General features: G+C 42.0%; 11 protein-coding genes. 9 read left to right on the top strand and 2 right to left on the bottom strand.

Going from position 1 to position 18,205, the window contains the following annotated elements:
• Positions 1–203 precede the first annotated feature (203 nt).
• Positions 204–722: a DUF5004 domain-containing protein gene (locus tag EZV76_RS13265; protein WP_136567044.1), complete on the top strand. Its 519-nt coding sequence runs from the start codon at positions 204–206 to the stop codon at positions 720–722.
• A 127-nt stretch (positions 723–849) separates the two neighbouring features.
• On the opposite strand, the gene EZV76_RS13260 is transcribed toward EZV76_RS13265, so the two are convergent.
• Entirely contained in the window at positions 850–1,905 is a 1,056-nt protein-coding gene (locus tag EZV76_RS13260; protein WP_136567043.1) for a PAS domain-containing sensor histidine kinase, read from the bottom strand.
• A 495-nt stretch (positions 1,906–2,400) separates the two neighbouring features.
• Here EZV76_RS13260 and EZV76_RS13255 point away from each other — a divergent pair, with 495 nt between their 5' ends.
• The 3 genes from EZV76_RS13255 (at position 2,401) to EZV76_RS13245 (ending at position 8,261) form a co-directional block, all read left to right on the top strand.
• The gene (locus EZV76_RS13255; RefSeq protein WP_136567042.1) at positions 2,401–3,324 is read left to right on the top strand and encodes a dihydrodipicolinate synthase family protein; all 924 of its coding nucleotides are present in this window, start codon (positions 2,401–2,403) and stop codon (positions 3,322–3,324) included.
• 87 nt (positions 3,325–3,411) lie between these two features.
• Positions 3,412–6,744: a SusC/RagA family TonB-linked outer membrane protein gene (locus EZV76_RS13250; RefSeq protein WP_136567041.1), complete on the top strand. Its 3,333-nt coding sequence runs from the start codon at positions 3,412–3,414 to the stop codon at positions 6,742–6,744.
• 11 nt (positions 6,745–6,755) lie between these two features.
• Entirely contained in the window at positions 6,756–8,261 is a 1,506-nt protein-coding gene (locus EZV76_RS13245) for a RagB/SusD family nutrient uptake outer membrane protein (RefSeq protein ID WP_136567040.1), read from the top strand.
• 147 nt (positions 8,262–8,408) lie between these two features.
• On the opposite strand, the gene EZV76_RS13240 is transcribed toward EZV76_RS13245, so the two are convergent.
• The gene (locus EZV76_RS13240; protein WP_136567039.1) at positions 8,409–9,137 is read right to left on the bottom strand and encodes a FadR/GntR family transcriptional regulator; all 729 of its coding nucleotides are present in this window, start codon (positions 9,135–9,137) and stop codon (positions 8,409–8,411) included.
• Between the two features lie 144 nt (positions 9,138–9,281).
• Here EZV76_RS13240 and EZV76_RS13235 point away from each other — a divergent pair, with 144 nt between their 5' ends.
• The 5 genes from EZV76_RS13235 to EZV76_RS13215 are packed head-to-tail and all read left to right on the top strand — an operon-like array spanning position 9,282 to position 18,163.
• Positions 9,282–10,448, top strand: coding sequence for a n-acyl-d-glucosamine 2-epimerase (locus EZV76_RS13235; protein ID WP_136567038.1), 1,167 nt, complete (start codon positions 9,282–9,284; stop codon positions 10,446–10,448).
• 30 nt (positions 10,449–10,478) lie between these two features.
• On the top strand, positions 10,479–12,047 hold the full coding sequence (locus EZV76_RS13230) for a sialidase family protein (protein ID WP_236640925.1): 1,569 nt from the start codon (positions 10,479–10,481) through the stop codon (positions 12,045–12,047).
• A gap of 3 nt (positions 12,048–12,050) precedes the next feature.
• Complete coding sequence (locus EZV76_RS13225) at positions 12,051–14,051, top strand: family 20 glycosylhydrolase (RefSeq protein WP_136567037.1); 2,001 nt, start codon at positions 12,051–12,053, stop codon at positions 14,049–14,051.
• Complete coding sequence (locus EZV76_RS13220; protein ID WP_136567036.1) at positions 14,048–16,657, top strand: sodium:solute symporter family protein; 2,610 nt, start codon at positions 14,048–14,050, stop codon at positions 16,655–16,657. The genes EZV76_RS13225 and EZV76_RS13220 overlap by 4 nt, the downstream gene beginning before the upstream one ends.
• Positions 16,658–16,660: 3 nt before the next feature.
• A complete protein-coding gene (locus EZV76_RS13215) occupies positions 16,661–18,163 on the top strand; it encodes a sialate O-acetylesterase (RefSeq protein ID WP_136567035.1) in 1,503 nt (500 codons plus the stop codon).
• Positions 18,164–18,205 lie beyond the last annotated feature (42 nt).

Here is an 18,205-nt window from a genome sequence, read left to right as displayed (position 1 = left end):
CAGAATAGATATAAAAGGAGAATCGATGAGAAGAAAATTAAAAAATAAAAACTAAGTTTAACCCAAGGATAGATCAAATCTGGGCAGTTCGTTTGCTATGGTCAGTTTTATCCGGCGAAGGTGGGTCAGTTTACCCGGCTTATCCATACATGCAACCTTAATGCATTTATATCATCCATCTATATATAACAGAAACATACTTTATGAGAAAAAATGCTTTAATGGCCCTTGCAGCACTGGCAATGGGAGTTTTAATGACTGCTTGCAATTCTGATGATGGAGCGGATTGTCCGGAAGATTTTACCGGGGCTCTCACCGCAAATGAGCAAAAATTGGTTGGAACATGGTCTCTCTCTGCCATAATTTCGGTGGAAGACGTAGATATCACGGATGATGGAGAAGATAATCCCAGCAATGATATATATGCCCAATATTCGGATTGTCAAAAGAGCACTTTCTATACGTTTAATGCCGATAGATCATACCAAATTGGCCAAGAGGGAAATTTTGAAGGGTGTGAAAATGCGGTTACAACCGAGGGGAACTGGCAATTAGTTTCACAGACCTTGAGTCTGGTAAGGAGCTGTACGCTTCAAAATATTACCACTTCCTTCAGCGCAGATGAAACTACCTTTAGCTTTTCGGATAACTATACTGTGACTGAGATAAATGGGAATTCCGTACAGACCGTAATTACCTTTACATATAGCTTAAACCCTTAAACCTTGCTTGGAAGGGATACAGTTTTTGGCAATTTGTAGCCTCTATTCACCTTCCTCCCAGATTGGTTTGAAAGTACAAAGACCACCAAACATGTTGGTTTGGTGGTCTTTGTTCAAGTTAAAACGATTATTTAAAAATTAGGTTGAACCTAGTGCCTTTGTTTAGGGTACTTTTCACCTCAATACTTCCCCCAAGGCTGGTTATTTGGCTTTTTATCAAATATAGCCCCACACCTTTACTCTCTTGGTTTCCGCTGTCCCTATCTTGTATCTCAAAAATTGAACTGCCCATTTTGTTCAAATCCATTCCTGCACCATTATCTTCATAGACGAGTGTTTTTTTTCCATTAGTGTCCCCAGTGGCAATAGAAATGATGGGGGGAACACCCGGTTGCGCATATTTTATGGAATTTGTGATAAGATTTAAAAAAATACTTTCCATGAACTGTTGTTTGAAGACGATGTCTTCCATTTCTGAAAAATCCGTAATGAACACAACACCCTCTTTTTGAATCAATGCGCCAATAGAATTTTTGACTTTCCGGAACACTTGGTCAAAGTTGACTTTTTCCAATTTTTCTGTGGATACTTCACGTTGCTTCAGCGAATCTAAGTAGGTGTTGAGAGAACTCTTTAAACCCTCCGCAGAAAGCGATATCAAGCCTAGTATTTCGAGGGTATCCTTGTCATCAATTTTGGAAAGGTCAATTAAATTGAGCAGGGAAAGTAAATTATTGAGAGGGGATCTTAGATCATGAGGGGTGGCATAATTTTGTTGTCTAAGGGTTTCATTGACCTTAGAAAGTTGGTCTAAATGGGTTATGCGATCCTGTTCCAATTTTTTAGTATGGGTAATATCCTTTGCAATGGCATAAATGAGACCCTTTTTAGATATGGGAATGGCAGTCCAATGCAGCCAAACATGCTCACCTGATTTGGTGATATATCTGTTTTCAAAGTTGACCAAAGGCTTGTTTTTCAACAACTTTCCACGGTGGTTAGCGGTCATTTCCCGATCCATTGGATGGATAAAGCTGGAAATCAATCTTGATTTTAACTCCTTTTCCGAATATCCCAAAAGTGATTTTAATGAAGGGTTTACTTTTACAAAATACCCTTCATAATCGGCAATGCAAAGACCATCCAAAGACTGGTTGAAGAATGGTTCTAGTGTTGGGTTCATTGATAACTGTTTACTTGTTCCTATGTGGTATTACTTTAAAAGTTGACCAAACAAATCTTTAGGATTCATTGGATGATGTCATGAGTGATGCCAAATGCTCTAACTCGAAAAATATTGGCCGTATGGATAAAACAGATTGGCATTCAATTTATTTTATCGAAACTAAAATTATGCAAAACCAACTTGAGCTGAGGTATCTCTAGAAAGATTTAACGATTTGGATAGGTATTGTGCTCCAACTTATCCTGTACCTTGATGAGTACGCTTACTGAGATGAATTTTCATGCTCAATTCAGTTGCTGATAACAAACCGAGTAGTAGGGAATTTATTTACTTAGTTTTTACTTTTAGTAAACAATATGGTCCAAGCCAAAATATCAATGAAAACTAAAGTCCAGGAATGCTGGCGAACGGTAGAGTATTCAGATATTCTAAAATTTTGTTTGATAAATTATAGAAATTGCTTTATTTAGCAATATGTAATACATAATACATATGAAAAATTTAATAGCAGCCACATATGCTCCAATGCAGACAGACGCATCCTTGAATCTATCTATTATCAAAGATTATGCAGGGTTTTTAACTGATAATGGGGTAAGTGGAGCATTTGTGAACGGTTCAACAGGTGATTTTACATCATTGAGCACCACGGAGCGCAAACAATTAATAGAGGTTTGGGCTAAAAATAAACCCGAAGAATTTTACCTGATCAACCATGTGGGGCATACCAATTTGCGTGAATCCAAGGAACTGGCAGAACATTCAGCTGAAATGGTGGATGCCATCGCGGCTTTACCTCCTTTTTACTTTAAGCCTAGAACAATGGATGATTTGCTCCATTATTGCAAAGAAGTAGCACTATCTGCTCCCAATATTCCTTTCTACTACTATCACATACCGGTATTGACAAGGGTAGATTTTTTGATGGCCGATTTTTTGGAAAAGGCCTCGACCAACATCCCAAATTTTGCAGGAATCAAGTACACCAATGATCATATGCAAGATTTCGGCAAATGCTTAAAGTATGATTCCCAAAAAATGAAACTCTTCTTTGGGATAGATGAAAAATTTTTGGATAGTCTGATAGCTGGAGCCACAGGGTGGGTGGGTAGTACCTATAACCATTTGGCTCCATTGTATATTGATATTGCCTCCTACGTATCTCAAGGTGAAATGGAAAAGGCAAAGCTACTTCAGGCTAAGGCTATTTCTTTTGTTAACATTTTAGAGTCTTTGGGTGGATTTCATGGGGGTAGTAAAAGCTTAATGAAATCATTTGGATTGGATATGGGACCCAGTCGCTTTCCGCATAAGGCTTTTGATGACGAAAAGATGAACAAGGCAAAACTACTTTTTGAAAAGGAAGAAATATCGGAATGTATGTCCAAGCCATTTTATCAAGATACAGCACAATAGCAAAAAAATTTAATGAATTATGTTATACATAATACAAAAATTAATATATTCGCTTCGTAACACTTAGATAATCAAACTTTAAAATCTATGAAACTCTCAAACTATGTAGAAAAATGCACAAGGAGCAATTTGTGGGAGTGCCCTTGGAAAAAGGGAAGACTTACTCATTTTTTCCTCTTTGCTTTGTTAAGCCTGTTTTCGGCCACTATGTACGGTCAGGAATTACGGGTAACTGGTAATGTAACAGGTACGGATGGTGTTCCCTTGCCTGGAGCCACCATTTTGGTGAAGAACACTTCAAATGGTACCCAAACAGACTTCGATGGAAATTACGTCATTGAAGCAAGTTCCGGCGACATTTTGGTGTTCAGTTATATTGGGTTTACTACCCAAGAAATTTCGGTTGCCAACCAAACCAGCATCGATGTGATTTTAGCCGAGAACACAGCCATGCTTGATGAAGTGGTGGTAACGGGATACGGTAGTCAGTCAAGGGCAACCCTAACTTCATCGGTGGCAAAGTTGGACACTCAAGTTTTGGAAAGTGCCACACGTTCCAATCCCGCCACTGCCTTACAAGGAACTATTGCCGGTTTGCGGGTAACCAATACCACGGGGCAACCTGGCTCTACACCAGAAATTGTACTGCGTGGAGGAACCAATTTTAGTGGTAGTGACTCGCCATTGATTTTGGTCGATGGAGTGCCCAGTTCTTTTTATGCCTTAAACTCAGATGATATTGAATCAATAGAGGTATTAAAAGATGCGGCGGCCACGGCCATTTATGGTGCACGATCGGCCAATGGGGTTATTCTGATTACGACCAAATCGGGTAAATCAGGTAAGTCTTCCATTAATTATAAGTACAGATACAGTATAAACAATGAGCGGAACGACCAAAAATATATTGGTGCGGCAGATCATATCAATTACAACAGGCAATCAGTGGCCTGGTATAGGGAGGCGACGGGCGATCCCGGGGCATTCAGTGCCTTTTTGGACGGTAACCATAGTGCGGCCACAGGGAACAATGCTACAAATGACCCCTTTACCACACAATTGTTGACATCAGATAATCAATACCTCCTTAATCAGCCAGGATGGCAATCCATTCCAGATATTTTAAATCCTAGTCAACAGATTCTGTTTTATGACAATAAGGATGTAGGGGACCGAATTTATCAAACCAGTGAATCCAAGGATCATTATATATCCTTTGATGGAGGCAACGAAAAAGGTACGTACTACTTAGGATTGGGTCTTTTGGACAACGATGGACTTACCTTGGGTACAGGTTTTAAAAGGTACTCCGGAAAGTTTAGTGGGTCTTATAAGATCAGTGATAGGGTAAAGGTAAACTCCAACATTTTATATTCCCATTCCAATTTAAGCCTAGGTGGATTGGGTAATGAAGATACCGTGTTCAGAAGGTTCCAAGGACAGGCTGCAACTTCCAGAACCTATGATAGTAACCCCGATGGAACTTGGTCCGATCAATATGCGCCAGGTCAGAACCAAGGCTTTGGAAACCCTCTGTATTATCAGGATAAGTTTGTCAGAAAGAACTTGGAACAGCGTTTAACAGCTTCAGTAGGCCTCGATTGGAATCCTATGGATGAATTGAAGCTCTCTTTGAACGGAAGCCATTTCACCATCAATAACCATAACGAGAGTTTTAACAAGGCCTACAGGGTTGGTAGCAACACAGGACCTTTACGTACTGGTAGAGAAGCCAGCGTTAGTTTGAATAGGACCTTGAGGAATCAGCTGACAGGTACCTTGAACTATATCGAAAGCTTTGGGAACCATAATGTAAATGCTTTGGTTGGGGCGGAATATTATAAGGACAATATTTTCCTTTCCGGGGCGGGGACAAGGAATTCCCCAACGGATTTGATCCAAACACTCAATGCAGGGGCAGAGGCGAATGGAATACCTTCAACTTTCGAATCGGAACAGGTGATTACCTCAACCTTTGGAAGGTTGTTGTATGATTACGACAATAAATACTTGGTCGGCTTTACATTCAGAAATGATGGGGCCTCAAGATTGGGTAACAATAAATTTGGGTTCTTCCCTGGAGCATCCCTTGGTTGGAATGTACACAATGAAGATTTCTTTCAAGCTTCAGGATTAGAGAAGACCATATCCGTATTAAAGCCTAGATTGAGTTATGGTGTCAATGGAAATGTGAGCTCCCTGACCCCTCCTGGGGCACCTGATTATTTAGGGAACTACGTGGTTTTTGGATCGTATAGTGGCCAAGGCGTCTACAATGGACAGACAGGTTATGCCAATTCAAGTTTACCGACCCTCGATTTAGCTTGGGAGCGTTCCACTACTTTAAACGCAGGTTTGGATTTATCCTTGTTCAACAGTCGTTTAAACTTGATCATGGATGTCTATTCCAGGGATATCAAGGATAAGATTGCAAACTTGACCTTGCCCTATTATACAGGTTTCAGTTCCATAAGAACCAACAACGGGACATATAGAAACAAAGGGATAGAGCTTCAGATAAATGGTGATGTCATCAGAAAAGATGATTTTACTTGGAATTTAGGAGCTACCATCACTTCCAACAAAAATTATGTGGTGGAGTTACCTGAGAATGACAATGATTTGAACAGACAGGGCGGAACCTTGATTTGGAATCCTGCTACGGGCCAAGAAGAGTGGGTCGGAGGACTCCAGGAAGGACAACGCTATGGAGGTGATTTGGTGGTGGCCTTTGAACAAGAGTCCATTTATGCCAATCAGGCCGAGGCTGATGCCGATAATGGCATTACCGACGAATATGTGCCCGGGGCCAGCCGTAACCAAAGATGGGCAGGTGATGTAAAATGGGTCGATCAAAATGGGGATGGTATAATCAATAACCTTGACAGAAAGGTAATAGGGCGTACCACACCAGATTTTATCGGAGGATTCAATACAAGTCTTACTTACAAAAACTTTAGCCTGTTCGTGCAAACGGATTTTGCCACAGGACACTTGGTATGGAACCATATCAGGAACAAAGGATATGCCCAGACACAGGGTAATTTGGAACAACCCATCGAGGTCTTGGATTCATGGACACCTGACAACACCGATACCGACTGGCCTCGTTTTGTGTTCGTAAACGGAACCAAGAACGTCTGGAGGGGAAGTGAAAGTGTTGGAAGTTTACAGACCGAAGGCAACGAAAAGTTTTGGGAAAAAGGAGATTATTTGGCCTTGAGGGAGGTAACGTTGACGTACAATGTCCCTACTGAGTATTTTAATGATGTGATCAAAAGGTTGAGCATCAACGTAACAGGGACCAACCTACATTATTTCAAGAGTATGAGCGGGGATACCCCTGAGGTTGGTGGCGTGCAGTACGGTGAATTTCCAGTACCCAAAACCATTACCATTGGACTTAACGTAACATTTTAAAAAATACAGAAATGAAAAAGTATATCATAATATTAACAGTGGTGTTGGGCCTCTTTGCTTGTGAAAGCGAATTGGAACTGGTAGCACCAAGTGAACTGACAGTGGCTGGATTTTGGGATACCGAGGAAGGTGCTAGAACGGCCCATACGGGAATGTTTGCAGATTTAAGGGATGCGACCGGAACGCTATGGTTGCTTGGAGAAATACGAAGCGATGTCTGGGGCGGTAGGACCTATGAGTCACCGGCAAATGTATCATTGATAGAATCGAGCTTTACAGTCTCAACCGCTCCTTTTGGAGGTTGGACGGGGCTTTACACCCAGATTCATCGGATCAATGACTTTCTGGTCAATGTGCCAGGAATAGATTTTGTCAATGAATCCGATAAAGATCATCTAATTGGTCAAGCCTACGGATTAAGGGCATTATATTACTACACTTTATTGAAAACCTGGGGTGATGTACCTATCATCTTGGAACCTTTGGCAACCGTTGACCCAGCCGGATTAAGTAGGGAAAGGTCGTCTCAAAGTGATGTTATGGCCCTTATAAAATCGGATATTGACGCTTCGCTGAACGCTTTTGGTTCGGACAATAGTTTTTGGGCAGGCAACAAGAATTTTTGGAGCAAGGCAGCCACCTTGGCGCTCAAAGGCGATGTCTATATATGGTCCGGGAATTTAATGGGAGGTGGAAATGCCGACCTTACCGAGGCCAAAACGGCTTTGCAGCAAATCGCCTCTTTTGGGATAAGTCTGGAACCCAGCATCGATAATTTGTGGGGAGTGCCAAACGAAGGAAATAGTGAGTTTATTTTTGCTGTTCAGTACCAGCGTGATGAAGCCTCGAACATTTATAACAGTTTTACAGGAAGAAGTACGGAAATCAATCCCCAGTTCAACGCTGCGGGAGAATCCATGGCCAATTTTATTATTGCAGGGGCCAATAGATATGGACAATCTGAAAAAACCATTTTGTTGTTGGATGATAATGACGATGCCCGTAAAGATGCAACATTCATAAGATTGTATACAGATGACAATGGCGGTGCCGGTTATCCCACCTACAGCGAACCAACATATTTTGGGTCCATATTCAAAAAGTTTTTAGGTCAAGTAGATGGCTCTGAACGAATTTTTGAAAATGATGTGCCATTGTACAGATATGCAGATGTACTCTTATTATTGGCCGAAGCCAAGAATCTTCTCGGGGAAGATCCCTCTGGGGAAATCAACCAAATACGTCAAAGGGCCTATGGTGCCAATTATGTACCTGCGACCCATGCCTATGTGAATGGCTCCCAAACCGATAATGCCAACGCCATCTTAAATGAACGCTACAAGGAGTTTGTGGGTGAGGGAAAACGTTGGTGGGATTTAAGACGTGCCGGAGACAGCTTTGTGATAGATAATGTAAGTTTTCTTAACTCTGGCGATGAGTATAAATTAATATTGCCCATTACGGAAGATATGATAGGAAGAAACCCATTGTTGGAGCAAACGCCCGGATGGCAGTAAAATCTGATTGATTGTTTTGAGTTAGTTTAGTTTAGTTCAAGAGAAAGGGCCCGATAGTAGTCGGGCCTTTTTGTGTTTTATGATGTAAATCCCAATGGGAAATTAATGATTTCCAATTTCCTTGGTCCTCTTTTTTTAAGATAAGGGTTACTTTTTTCCGTTTTTGAAAATATGGTCAAAATGCGGTTCTAAATGTCTTCGCATAGCATTTCTAAACGTCTCGGGAGTGCCTACTTTTAGATTGTCCAAAAGCATTCTATGGGTAACAAATGTCCCTTTTGTATAATGATAATCATCCAAATTACGGTTCTTGGTCTCTTTCAAATAAACATATTCAAAAACAGGCAAGAGCAACCCTTGGAATCTCTGTAGGGTATCATTCTTGGAAATCTGATAAAGTTTTCCATGAAAGGCAACTTCCTTGTCCAAAGAAAATCTGGCCTTGCCCGTACTGGTAGCTTCTTCCGCTTCCACTATTTCCTCCAGTTCATCAAGTTCTTTCTGGGTTTTGTGTTCAAAAAGAAAATCGGCCATACCCATTTCGAGGATCATCCGAAGCTCAAACAGATTTTTTAAGGTCTTCGTGCCCAATAGGGTGGGGTCCATTATCCGCTCAAAATTGTTGATGATATCAGGTTGTTTCAATATCATCCCCCTGTGTTTTTTGGATTCAATGAGTCCCAAGGTTCGCAACCGCAATAGAGCTTCACGAACAACAGTTCTGCTGACTCCAAGGTTGGTGGCAAAATCCAATTCTTTTGGGATGGGATCGCCAGGTCCAAGATTATTTTCCTTAAAAAATTCCAATAGCCTTAGTTCTACTTTATCAACTAGTGAAAGGGTGTCAACTGGCTTTAACTTTTTTAATTGCTTCATAAAGCTTTTGGTTAACTATAAATGGAAATTCAAGCTGATGGCGAATTGCTATAACTCACCGTGATATAAACATAACATCTTTTAAGTCTACAGTGGCAAAGATATTTAAAATATATTGTATATTTGTATTATGTCATACATAATATGAAATATTCAAAGACTTATAAAAATGCACTCTTTGATGATGTGCTGCCATTTTGGGAAACCCACTCATTGGATACAGAAAATGGTGGGTATTTTACATGTTTAGACAGGAAGGGCCGTGTTTATGATGAAGATAAATTTGTTTGGCTGCAAGGTAGACAGGCTTGGTTGTTCTCAATGCTTTACAATACTGTAGAGAAAAGGTCGGATTGGTTGGAAATGGCCAAGACTGGCATCGATTTTTTGGAAAAATATGGAAGGGATACCCAGGGTAATTTCTATTTTTCACTGACCTGTGATGGCAGACCATTGGTGCAACCTTATAATATATTTTCAGATTGTTTTGCAGCAATGGCTTTTTCACAATATGCCAGGGCCACCGGTAATCAAGAAGTGGGAAATATGGCAAGGCTGATCTATACCAATATTTTGAGCAGAAAGGAAACACCTAAGGGATCCTATGAAAAATCCACGGGCAACAGGCCTTTAAAAGGATTTGCCTTGCCCATGATACTTTCCAATTTGGTTTTGGAACTGGAACACGTGCTCGATTCTAAGGAAGTTGAGAAAACCATTGACATTTGTGTGGATGAGGTTATGAGGGTATTTCTTAGGGAAGATTCAAACCTCATATACGAGTATGTCAATCCAGATGGGTCGCTGAACAATTCTTTTGAAGGCCGACTCATCAATCCGGGCCATGGTCTGGAGGCCATGTGGTTTATGATGGACATAGGGGTGCGGCGTAATGATTTGGGATTGATTCAAAAAGCAAAGCAGACCATACTCAGTTTGTTGGACTTTGGATGGGATCAACAATACGGCGGAATTTTTTACTTTAAGGATGCCGTGGGCCACCCACCACAACAATTGGAACACGATCAAAAACTCTGGTGGGTTCATTTGGAAGCCTTAGTAGCCTTGGTAAAGGCTTATGAACAAACAGGATGCGATAAAATTTGGCAATGGTATGAAAAAGTCCATGAATACGCCTGGTCACATTTCCCCGACCCGGAAAATGGGGAGTGGTTCGGATATTTAAACCGTCAGGGAGAACCTCATATAACGCTCAAAGGAGGGAAGTGGAAAGGTTGTTTTCATGTTCCAAGGGCCCTGTATCAATGCTGGAAAACATTTGAAAGAATAGAAAACAAAGAAAATAAATAATCAATGGGATTGGTGAAGAATAAACTCGGGATGACAGTTACGGCCTTTGTATTGGCAGGGATTATATCATGTGGACAAAAAATGGATTACGGAATCCAAATAGAAACACAGCAACCAACTATGCCAATCTTGGCCAAGAAGGAACGGAATGCGGTTTTACATATGGGCATAAGCTTGACCGATACTTTGGAAAGTAGGCAGCTGGAAGCCTTTACATTTTCATTGGAAGGTACCACGGATATCAATGATATTGCCCAGGCAACAGTTTTATACAGTGAAACCGGCACCATGGAAGAGGAAACTGCTTTTGGTACAATCACAAAACCAACAGCAACATTTACCATCATAGGGAGTAGTCCCATACGGTCCGGGGAACATAATTTTTGGCTATCTGTTGAATTGAAGGACACCCCGGAATTGACCCATAAAATAAATGCTGAGCTTATATCTATTAAGCTTGCAGGCGGAACAGAGGTAAGCCCTAAAATTACTTCAGGGATGAGTCCCCAACGTATAGGAATCGCCCTTAAGCAAGCAGGTGAGGATAATATTGACACCTATCGCATACCAGGTCTGGCCACCACGAATAAGGGAACCTTGATTGCGGTGTACGATAATAGGTATAATGACCCGGTGGATCTTCAAGAAGATATTGATGTTGGTATGAGCCGAAGCACGGATGGAGGTCAAACGTGGGAACCTATGAAAGTTATCATGGATATGGGGGAGTACGGAGGTCTGTCCGAAGATCAGAACGGTATTGGAGATCCTGCAGTGCTTGTCGACAAAAACACAAATACCATTTGGGTGGCGGCCCTTTGGCTCCATGGTCATCCAGGAGAGCGTGCGTGGAATGCTTCCCAGCCTGGAATGTCACCAAAGGAGACAGGCCAATTGATTTTGGTAAAAAGTGAAGATGATGGGGTTACTTGGTCCAAGCCCATCAATATCACATCCATGACCAAGAAACCAGAATGGCAATTGTTTTTCAACGGGCCGGGCTCTGGTATAACGATGGAGAACGGGACGTTGGTCTTTGCCGCACAGTACAAGGACAAGGATAGGATACCGCATTCCACTATCATCTACAGTGAAGATGGTGGTCAATCTTGGGTCGTTGGAACAGGAGCAAAATCAGAAACTACCGAAGCGCAAGTGGTGGAAATCTCCAATGGGGTTCTCATGCTGAACATGAGGGACGATAGAAATCGGGCCAATCGAAACGATTCCATCAATGGCCGTTCCGTGGCCATAAGTACTGACATGGGTAAAACATGGGAAGAACACCCCACTTCCCGAAAAGCATTGATCGAACCCAATTGTATGGCAAGTATCCTGGCATACGAACATCCTGAACGGGGAAAAATCCTGTTCTTTTCAAACCCCAATTCAAAGACCAAACGGAACCATATCACCATAAAGACCAGTTTCGATGGAGGAATGAGCTGGCCCGAGAAGAACCAGCTAGAACTTTATGAAGAGGGAACGTATGGTTATTCCTGTCTTACCATGGTTGATGAAGACCATATCGGAATTCTTTATGAAGGAGTCAAGGAGCTGTATTTCCAAAAGATTCCGATTTCGGATTTGATACAATAAACCATGGAGCGATTAAAAAAAGGTTATGCCCTGTGTTGGATATTAACTTCCTTATTGACCACCAACGTAGTATGCTCACAGAGTTTTCAGTCTAAGTTCACCGTTGAAACACTGAATAATGCTCCTGTAAAATTGATTCCCTTTCCGCAGAAGGTGGAATGGGGTAAAGCGGTACGAATGATTTCATCTTTTCGAGTGGAGACGGATTCAACTTTGCCTTTGTCAATTCAGTACGAATTGGAATCCATTTGTCATGACACAGGAATCTTAAGGGATGACAAAGCCACGGATTTGATGCATTTCCAGAAAGACCCTTCCCTTCCAGATGAAGGGTATCATTTGAATGTTACGGAAAAGGCAATTCATATTACCGCTGCTACAGAGAAAGGTCAATTTTATGCCCTACAGACCTTAAGACAATTAATTTTCCATCAGGAGGATGTCATTTTGCTACAGCAATGCACAATCTCAGATTGGCCTGCCTTTTCCATAAGGGGCTATATGTTGGATGTGGGTAGAAATTTTCAAAGTATCCAATCGCTCAAGGAACAATTGGATGTGATGTCGAGGTACAAACTGAATACCTTCCAATGGCATTTGACCGATAGACCGGCATGGCGTATTGAAAGTAAGGTCCATCCAGAACTCAATGATCCCAAAAACCATAGGCCTTCGCGAGACCCTGGCATGTTCTATACCTATGTTGAAATACGAGATCTTATTGAATATGCCGCTGAACGACAGATACAGGTAATACCAGAAATAGATATGCCAGGGCATAGTGATGCCTTCACAACGGCTACCGGACATAAAATGGAGTCAAGGGAAGGGATTAAAATTCTTGAAAGGATTTTGGAGGAGTTTTTTAATGGGGTTCCCAAAAGCTACTGTCCAACCCTACACATTGGTTCTGATGAAGTTGAGATAGAGGACCCCAAAGGATTTATGGATCACATGGTGAACTTTGTTCGGAACCATGACAGGGAGGTCATGGTTTGGAACCCGGGACTTGAAGCCGATGATGACGTTATCCGTCAAACTTGGAAACCTGATTATGTGGACCAAAAAGGGTACAGGGAGGTGGACTCTTGGAACAACTACATCAATAATGGCGATCCGTTCATCCATATCCCAAAACTTTTCTTTAAGCCTATTGGAAATGGTTCAAAAAATAAAATCTTGGGGGGAATCATTTGCTTGTGGCCCGATGTCAATCTCAATGAAGAGCAAGAGGCCATCACCACCAATCCGTTGTATCCTTCCTTGCTCACCTACGCATGGACCACCTGGACTGCCGATGTGCAAAAGGCATCCAAAGATTATCTCACGATGGTACCTCCAAAAGGAACGGTTGAAAATGGGTATTTTGATGCGTTCGAGAAATTCTTGATGCACCACAAGGAAGCTTATTTTAAGAATAAGCCCTTTCCCTATGTAGCACAGGCCAATACAGTTTGGGAACTATCGGGCCCCGTGGGGATGCCCCAAAAAAGTATGGTCAAGAAGATGGCATCCGGTAATACGGTCTATATCCGCGATCGTTTTAAACAGGGAGGCCAATTTCCAGAGGCCCAACCCGGAGAAACTTATATTGCAAAAACATATGTTCACTCCAGTAAAGAACAGGAAGTAGATGCTTGGATAAGTTTTGAAACACCATACAGGGCCAATAGGGTATATTCGGGTATTCCCCAAAGGGGAAAATGGGATGCGAATGGAGGTACAGTTTTGTTAAATGGACAGCCTCTGCCATCACCAGAATGGAAGAAACCCGGATGGAAACCCACAAAAACGGAAGGTTGGGGCACATTCCAAGATCAGGAAACACCATGGGAAAAAGAAGAACTGTATTGGACTAGGGAGCCCACCAAATTGTTTTTAAAAAAAGGATGGAACGAAGTAGAGATAAAAGTGCCTGGGACCAATTCATATCAAAACTGGATGTTCACTTTTGCCATAGGGCAGCAAGGCATCGAATTTTCCACTAAACCGGTTACTGAATGAAAAAAATAGTCGGCCATATATTGATTGCAACTGTCGTATTGTTTGGATGTAATGTCAGGGCACAGCAGTTAGCGGATAAGGTTAAAATTGAAGAAGGAGTTGCATTGCCCTCAACATTGCAAGGTGAAACCGCTTTGGGATACGCTGGAATGCTGGGAGGCCAACTGGATGATGTGATTTTGGCAGCTGGTGGGGCCAATTTTCCCAATGGACGACCGTGGGAGGGAGGTGAGAAAGTATGGAGCGATGACATCTACCTTTTTGAAAATGGAGTTTGGCATATTGCTGAAGAGAAATTGCCAAAACCATTGGCATACGGGGCATCGGTACAATTACCCAGTGGTATCTTATGCATTGGCGGTGAAAATGCAAGTAATACCAGTAATTTGGTTTTTCTGATGGGATATGACCCAGATAGCGGAAAAGTCACTTTTACGGATTATCCATCTCTTCCTGAACCCCTGGCCTATACCACAGCAGTTCTTGAAGGAGGATATGTGTATGTAGCTGGAGGGAAAAACGATGACAGAAGTACCAATGCTTTTTACCGAATGTCATTGGAATCAGAAAAGTGGGAAAAACTGCCTGACTTTCCGGGAGAACCACGCGCACTGCATGTGGCATTGGCTCAAGAAACCCAGCACTCCCGAAAACTCTTTCTCATTGGAGGCCGAAACCAAATTTCAGGTCAAAGATCAACACCATTGACCTCTTTTGTCTCTTATGATCTTGGTAATGGTACTTGGCAGGAAGAAGGCAATATTGCCATTGATGGAAAGCCAAGGGTTATCATGGGCGCATCAGGGCAAGCAATGGGTTCCATGCATCTTTTGATTTATGGGGGATCGGATGAAATCCTGTTCAACAAGTTGGAAGAGATTGCCTTGCAGGTTCCATCGGAACAAAACGATTCCATTGTTGGAGGAATGATTCGAAAAAGAGACTCCATCTTGAACAACCACCCTGGATTTTCAAGAGAGATATTGGCCTATAACACCATCACCCAAACGTGGTTTGTGTACGATACGTTGCCCCGACCCCTTCCTGTAACGGCCCTTTCTTTCCCAATGACCGAAAATCAGGGGCTTAGAATTGTTTCCGGCGAGATTTCCCCGGGCATCAGGACACCAATGGTGCAAACCCTGATTTTGGGAGAAGCTGCCAATCCATTTGGGACCACAAATTATATAGTACTGATAGCCTATTTATTGTTATCCTTATTGATAGGAGTGTATTTTTCCTATAAACAAAAGTCAACCAACGATTACTTCATTGGAGGGGGGCGTATTCCTTGGTGGGCCAGTGGACTCAGTGTCTTTGGAACGCTGTTGAGTGCCATTACATTTATGGCCATACCGGCAAAAGCTTTTGTCACGGATTGGTCATTTTTTATGCTGAATATGACGGCAATCATCATCACACCGGTAATAGCAATGGTGTTCATTCCCTTTTTCAATCGACTTAAGATTACCACGGCCTATGAATTTCTGGAAGAGCGTTTTAACTACTTGGCAAGGGCCTTTGGTAGTCTATCGTTCATTCTATTCCAGTTTGGGAGAATAGGGATTGTACTTTTATTGCCTTCGTTGGCGATAACCATTGTAACGGGAATTCCTGTGGAAACCTGTATTCTCATCATGAGTTTGCTTTGTATTGTGTATACGGCCTTTGGTGGTATTGAAGCTGTGATTTGGACCGATGTGATGCAGGTCATTGTTCTTTTGGGAGGAAGTATTTTGGCTGTGGTCTGGATACTGCTGAATACCGAAGCTTCTTTTGGGGAGATGGTTTCCTATGCTTCGGAAAGGAACAAGTTCAATATAGCCAATATGGATTTTGATTTTACGACCGCTACCTTTTGGGTCGTTACCATTGGTGGATTGGCGTCGGCTTTGGTCACCCAAGGAACGGATCAGACCATAGTACAACGCTATTTGACCAGTAGTGATGTGAAAAATTCCAAGAAAACCCTGTATACCAATGCGGTATTAACACTTCCGGCAACCATTATTTTCTTTGGATTGGGAACCTTGTTGTTCATTTTTTACTCGGAAGCCCCGGAACGATTGTCTCCTAGCATTTCAAACAATGACTCCATTTTTCCATGGTATATTGTCAGGGAACTTCCCGTTGGGGTTTCAGGGCTGTTGGTGGCAGGTATTTTTTCAGCAGCAATGAGCAGCATAAGCAGTAGTCTTAATTCAGTTTCCACCGCTTTTTGTAATGATTTCTATAAGCGTTTCAACAATGACATTCCTGACAGAAAACTGTTGAAGATTGCACGTATTGCAACCGTGCTCACCGGTCTTGTGGGGATGGTATTGGCACTTTGGATGGCCAATTCCAATATTAAATCCCTTTGGGATGAATTCTATCGCTATCTAGGATTGTTTACTGGAGGTCTAGGGGGGATGTTTCTCTTGGGGATTCTTACCAAAAGGGCCAATGGTGTTGGTACCCTTCTTGGATTGGTATCCAGCGCGGTATTGATTTGGTACATAAGCGCGTATACCGAAATCAGTTTCTTAATGTATGCTTTTTTTGGTATGGTATCCTGTTTCGTTTTGGGCTACATTTTTAGTTTGGTGTTCAAAGAAAAGAATTGAAGGATGAAGGTTTGGTTGGCATTTGTGTATTGTCTTTTTGGAATCAACCTGATTGCTGCCCAATTGAGTTTACCACATTTCTTTAGTGACCAAATGGTCCTTCAAAGGGATAAACCCGTTCATTTTTGGGGCAAGGGCGAACCCGATAGGTTGGTGAGTGTAAAGTTCTTCGGTGAAGTGAAACAAGTACGAGTGGCCAAGGACTCAACATGGAGTGTCCATTTTAAGGCAAGGGATGCAATCAATACACCTGGTACCGTTCATTTTTCCCAAGGACAGGAGAAAATTGTTCTATCCAATATGTTGATTGGTGATGTGTGGCTTTGCATAGGGCAATCCAATATGGAATGGCCCATGGAAAAGGAGATGCACTTTGAGGAGGAACTCGAAAATGTTGGCCAAACTTCGTTACGGTTCTACAATCCTACGTATGCGGGCAAGAATGTTTATGGTAGGGTTTTTAGCGATTCCATTGGAAAAAGGTTACAGGTTGATAGGTTTTTTGAGGGCAACTGGCAATTGAATGACAGCAGCACTATAAAAACAATGACCGCGGTGGGCTATTATTTTGGAAAAAAGATAGTTGAAGAAGAAAAAATACCCATTGGGTTGATCAATTTGTCCATTGGGGGAGCCCCTTTGGAAACCTTCATCAGCCTAACGACCTTAAAAAATGATGTTCGCTTTTCCGGGAAGGCCAGAAAAGATTGGATACATAATGACAACCTACCTATTTGGGTGCGGGAAAGGGCAACTCAAAATACCAAGACCGCAGCAAATATACCTTCCGATAGTTTGGGACCAAACCATGCCTATAAGCCTGGGTTTGTCTATTCCGCAGGAATAGAGCCCATGTTACACATGCCCGTAAAGGGCATAATTTGGTATCAAGGAGAAAGTAATGCCCAAGAAATTGAGCGGGTTCAAGAATACGCCGACCTGCAAGAACTAATGATCTTGGATTATAGGAAAAAATGGAAAACACCCGATTTGCCCTTTTATTGGGTCCAACTATCATCTATTGACTCAATACAATATAAGTCACAATACTGGCCTCTTTTTCGGGACGCACAACGTAACCTATTGGCCCGAATTAAGCATGGTGGAATGGCTGTGTCAAGTGACATTGGGGCTAGGAACGATGTTCATCCCACCAATAAGAAAGATGTGGGGGAACGTTTGGCCAGATGGGCCTTAAAAGATGTGTATGGCCATGATGTAATACCTTCGGGACCGCTTCCCAAAAAAGCCATTTATAAAAGTGGCCAGGTTATCCTGTCGTTCAAATATGGCCATGGACTTTCTGTAAGCGGCGGGCAAACCATTAAAGGCTTTTCAGTAGATGGAAAAAGCCCGATAGAAGCTTTTGTTGTGGATGATAACATTGTGATACCAGTTTCCAAAAGACCTGATTTTTTATACTATGGATGGCAGCCATGGACGGAAGCTAATCTGATCAATTCAGAGAAATTGCCAGCCTCAACGTTTAGGATTAAGATTGAATAATATTGTGTAAAAAAGAATTAAGAAGGGAAAAGGTTGTAATAT

Origin of the sequence: Flagellimonas alvinocaridis, assembly GCF_004916895.1 — a bacterium.
Lineage (GTDB): Bacteria > Bacteroidota > Bacteroidia > Flavobacteriales > Flavobacteriaceae > Flagellimonas > Flagellimonas alvinocaridis.
This window is presented reverse-complemented; position numbering and strand designations above follow the sequence as displayed.

Coding starts and splice junctions, on each gene's coding strand:
- EZV76_RS13235 (WP_136567038.1), top strand. CDS start 9,282: ATGAAATATTCAAAGACTTATAAAAATGCACTCTTTGATGATGTGCTG.
- EZV76_RS13225 (WP_136567037.1), top strand. CDS start 12,051: ATGGAGCGATTAAAAAAAGGTTATGCCCTGTGTTGGATATTAACTTCC.
- EZV76_RS13245 (WP_136567040.1), top strand. CDS start 6,756: ATGAAAAAGTATATCATAATATTAACAGTGGTGTTGGGCCTCTTTGCT.
- EZV76_RS13250 (WP_136567041.1), top strand. CDS start 3,412: ATGAAACTCTCAAACTATGTAGAAAAATGCACAAGGAGCAATTTGTGG.
- EZV76_RS13230 (WP_236640925.1), top strand. CDS start 10,479: ATGACAGTTACGGCCTTTGTATTGGCAGGGATTATATCATGTGGACAA.
- EZV76_RS13215 (WP_136567035.1), top strand. CDS start 16,661: ATGAAGGTTTGGTTGGCATTTGTGTATTGTCTTTTTGGAATCAACCTG.
- EZV76_RS13220 (WP_136567036.1), top strand. CDS start 14,048: ATGAAAAAAATAGTCGGCCATATATTGATTGCAACTGTCGTATTGTTT.
- EZV76_RS13260 (WP_136567043.1), bottom strand. CDS start 1,905: ATGAACCCAACACTAGAACCATTCTTCAACCAGTCTTTGGATGGTCTT.
- EZV76_RS13265 (WP_136567044.1), top strand. CDS start 204: ATGAGAAAAAATGCTTTAATGGCCCTTGCAGCACTGGCAATGGGAGTT.
- EZV76_RS13255 (WP_136567042.1), top strand. CDS start 2,401: ATGAAAAATTTAATAGCAGCCACATATGCTCCAATGCAGACAGACGCA.
- EZV76_RS13240 (WP_136567039.1), bottom strand. CDS start 9,137: ATGAAGCAATTAAAAAAGTTAAAGCCAGTTGACACCCTTTCACTAGTT.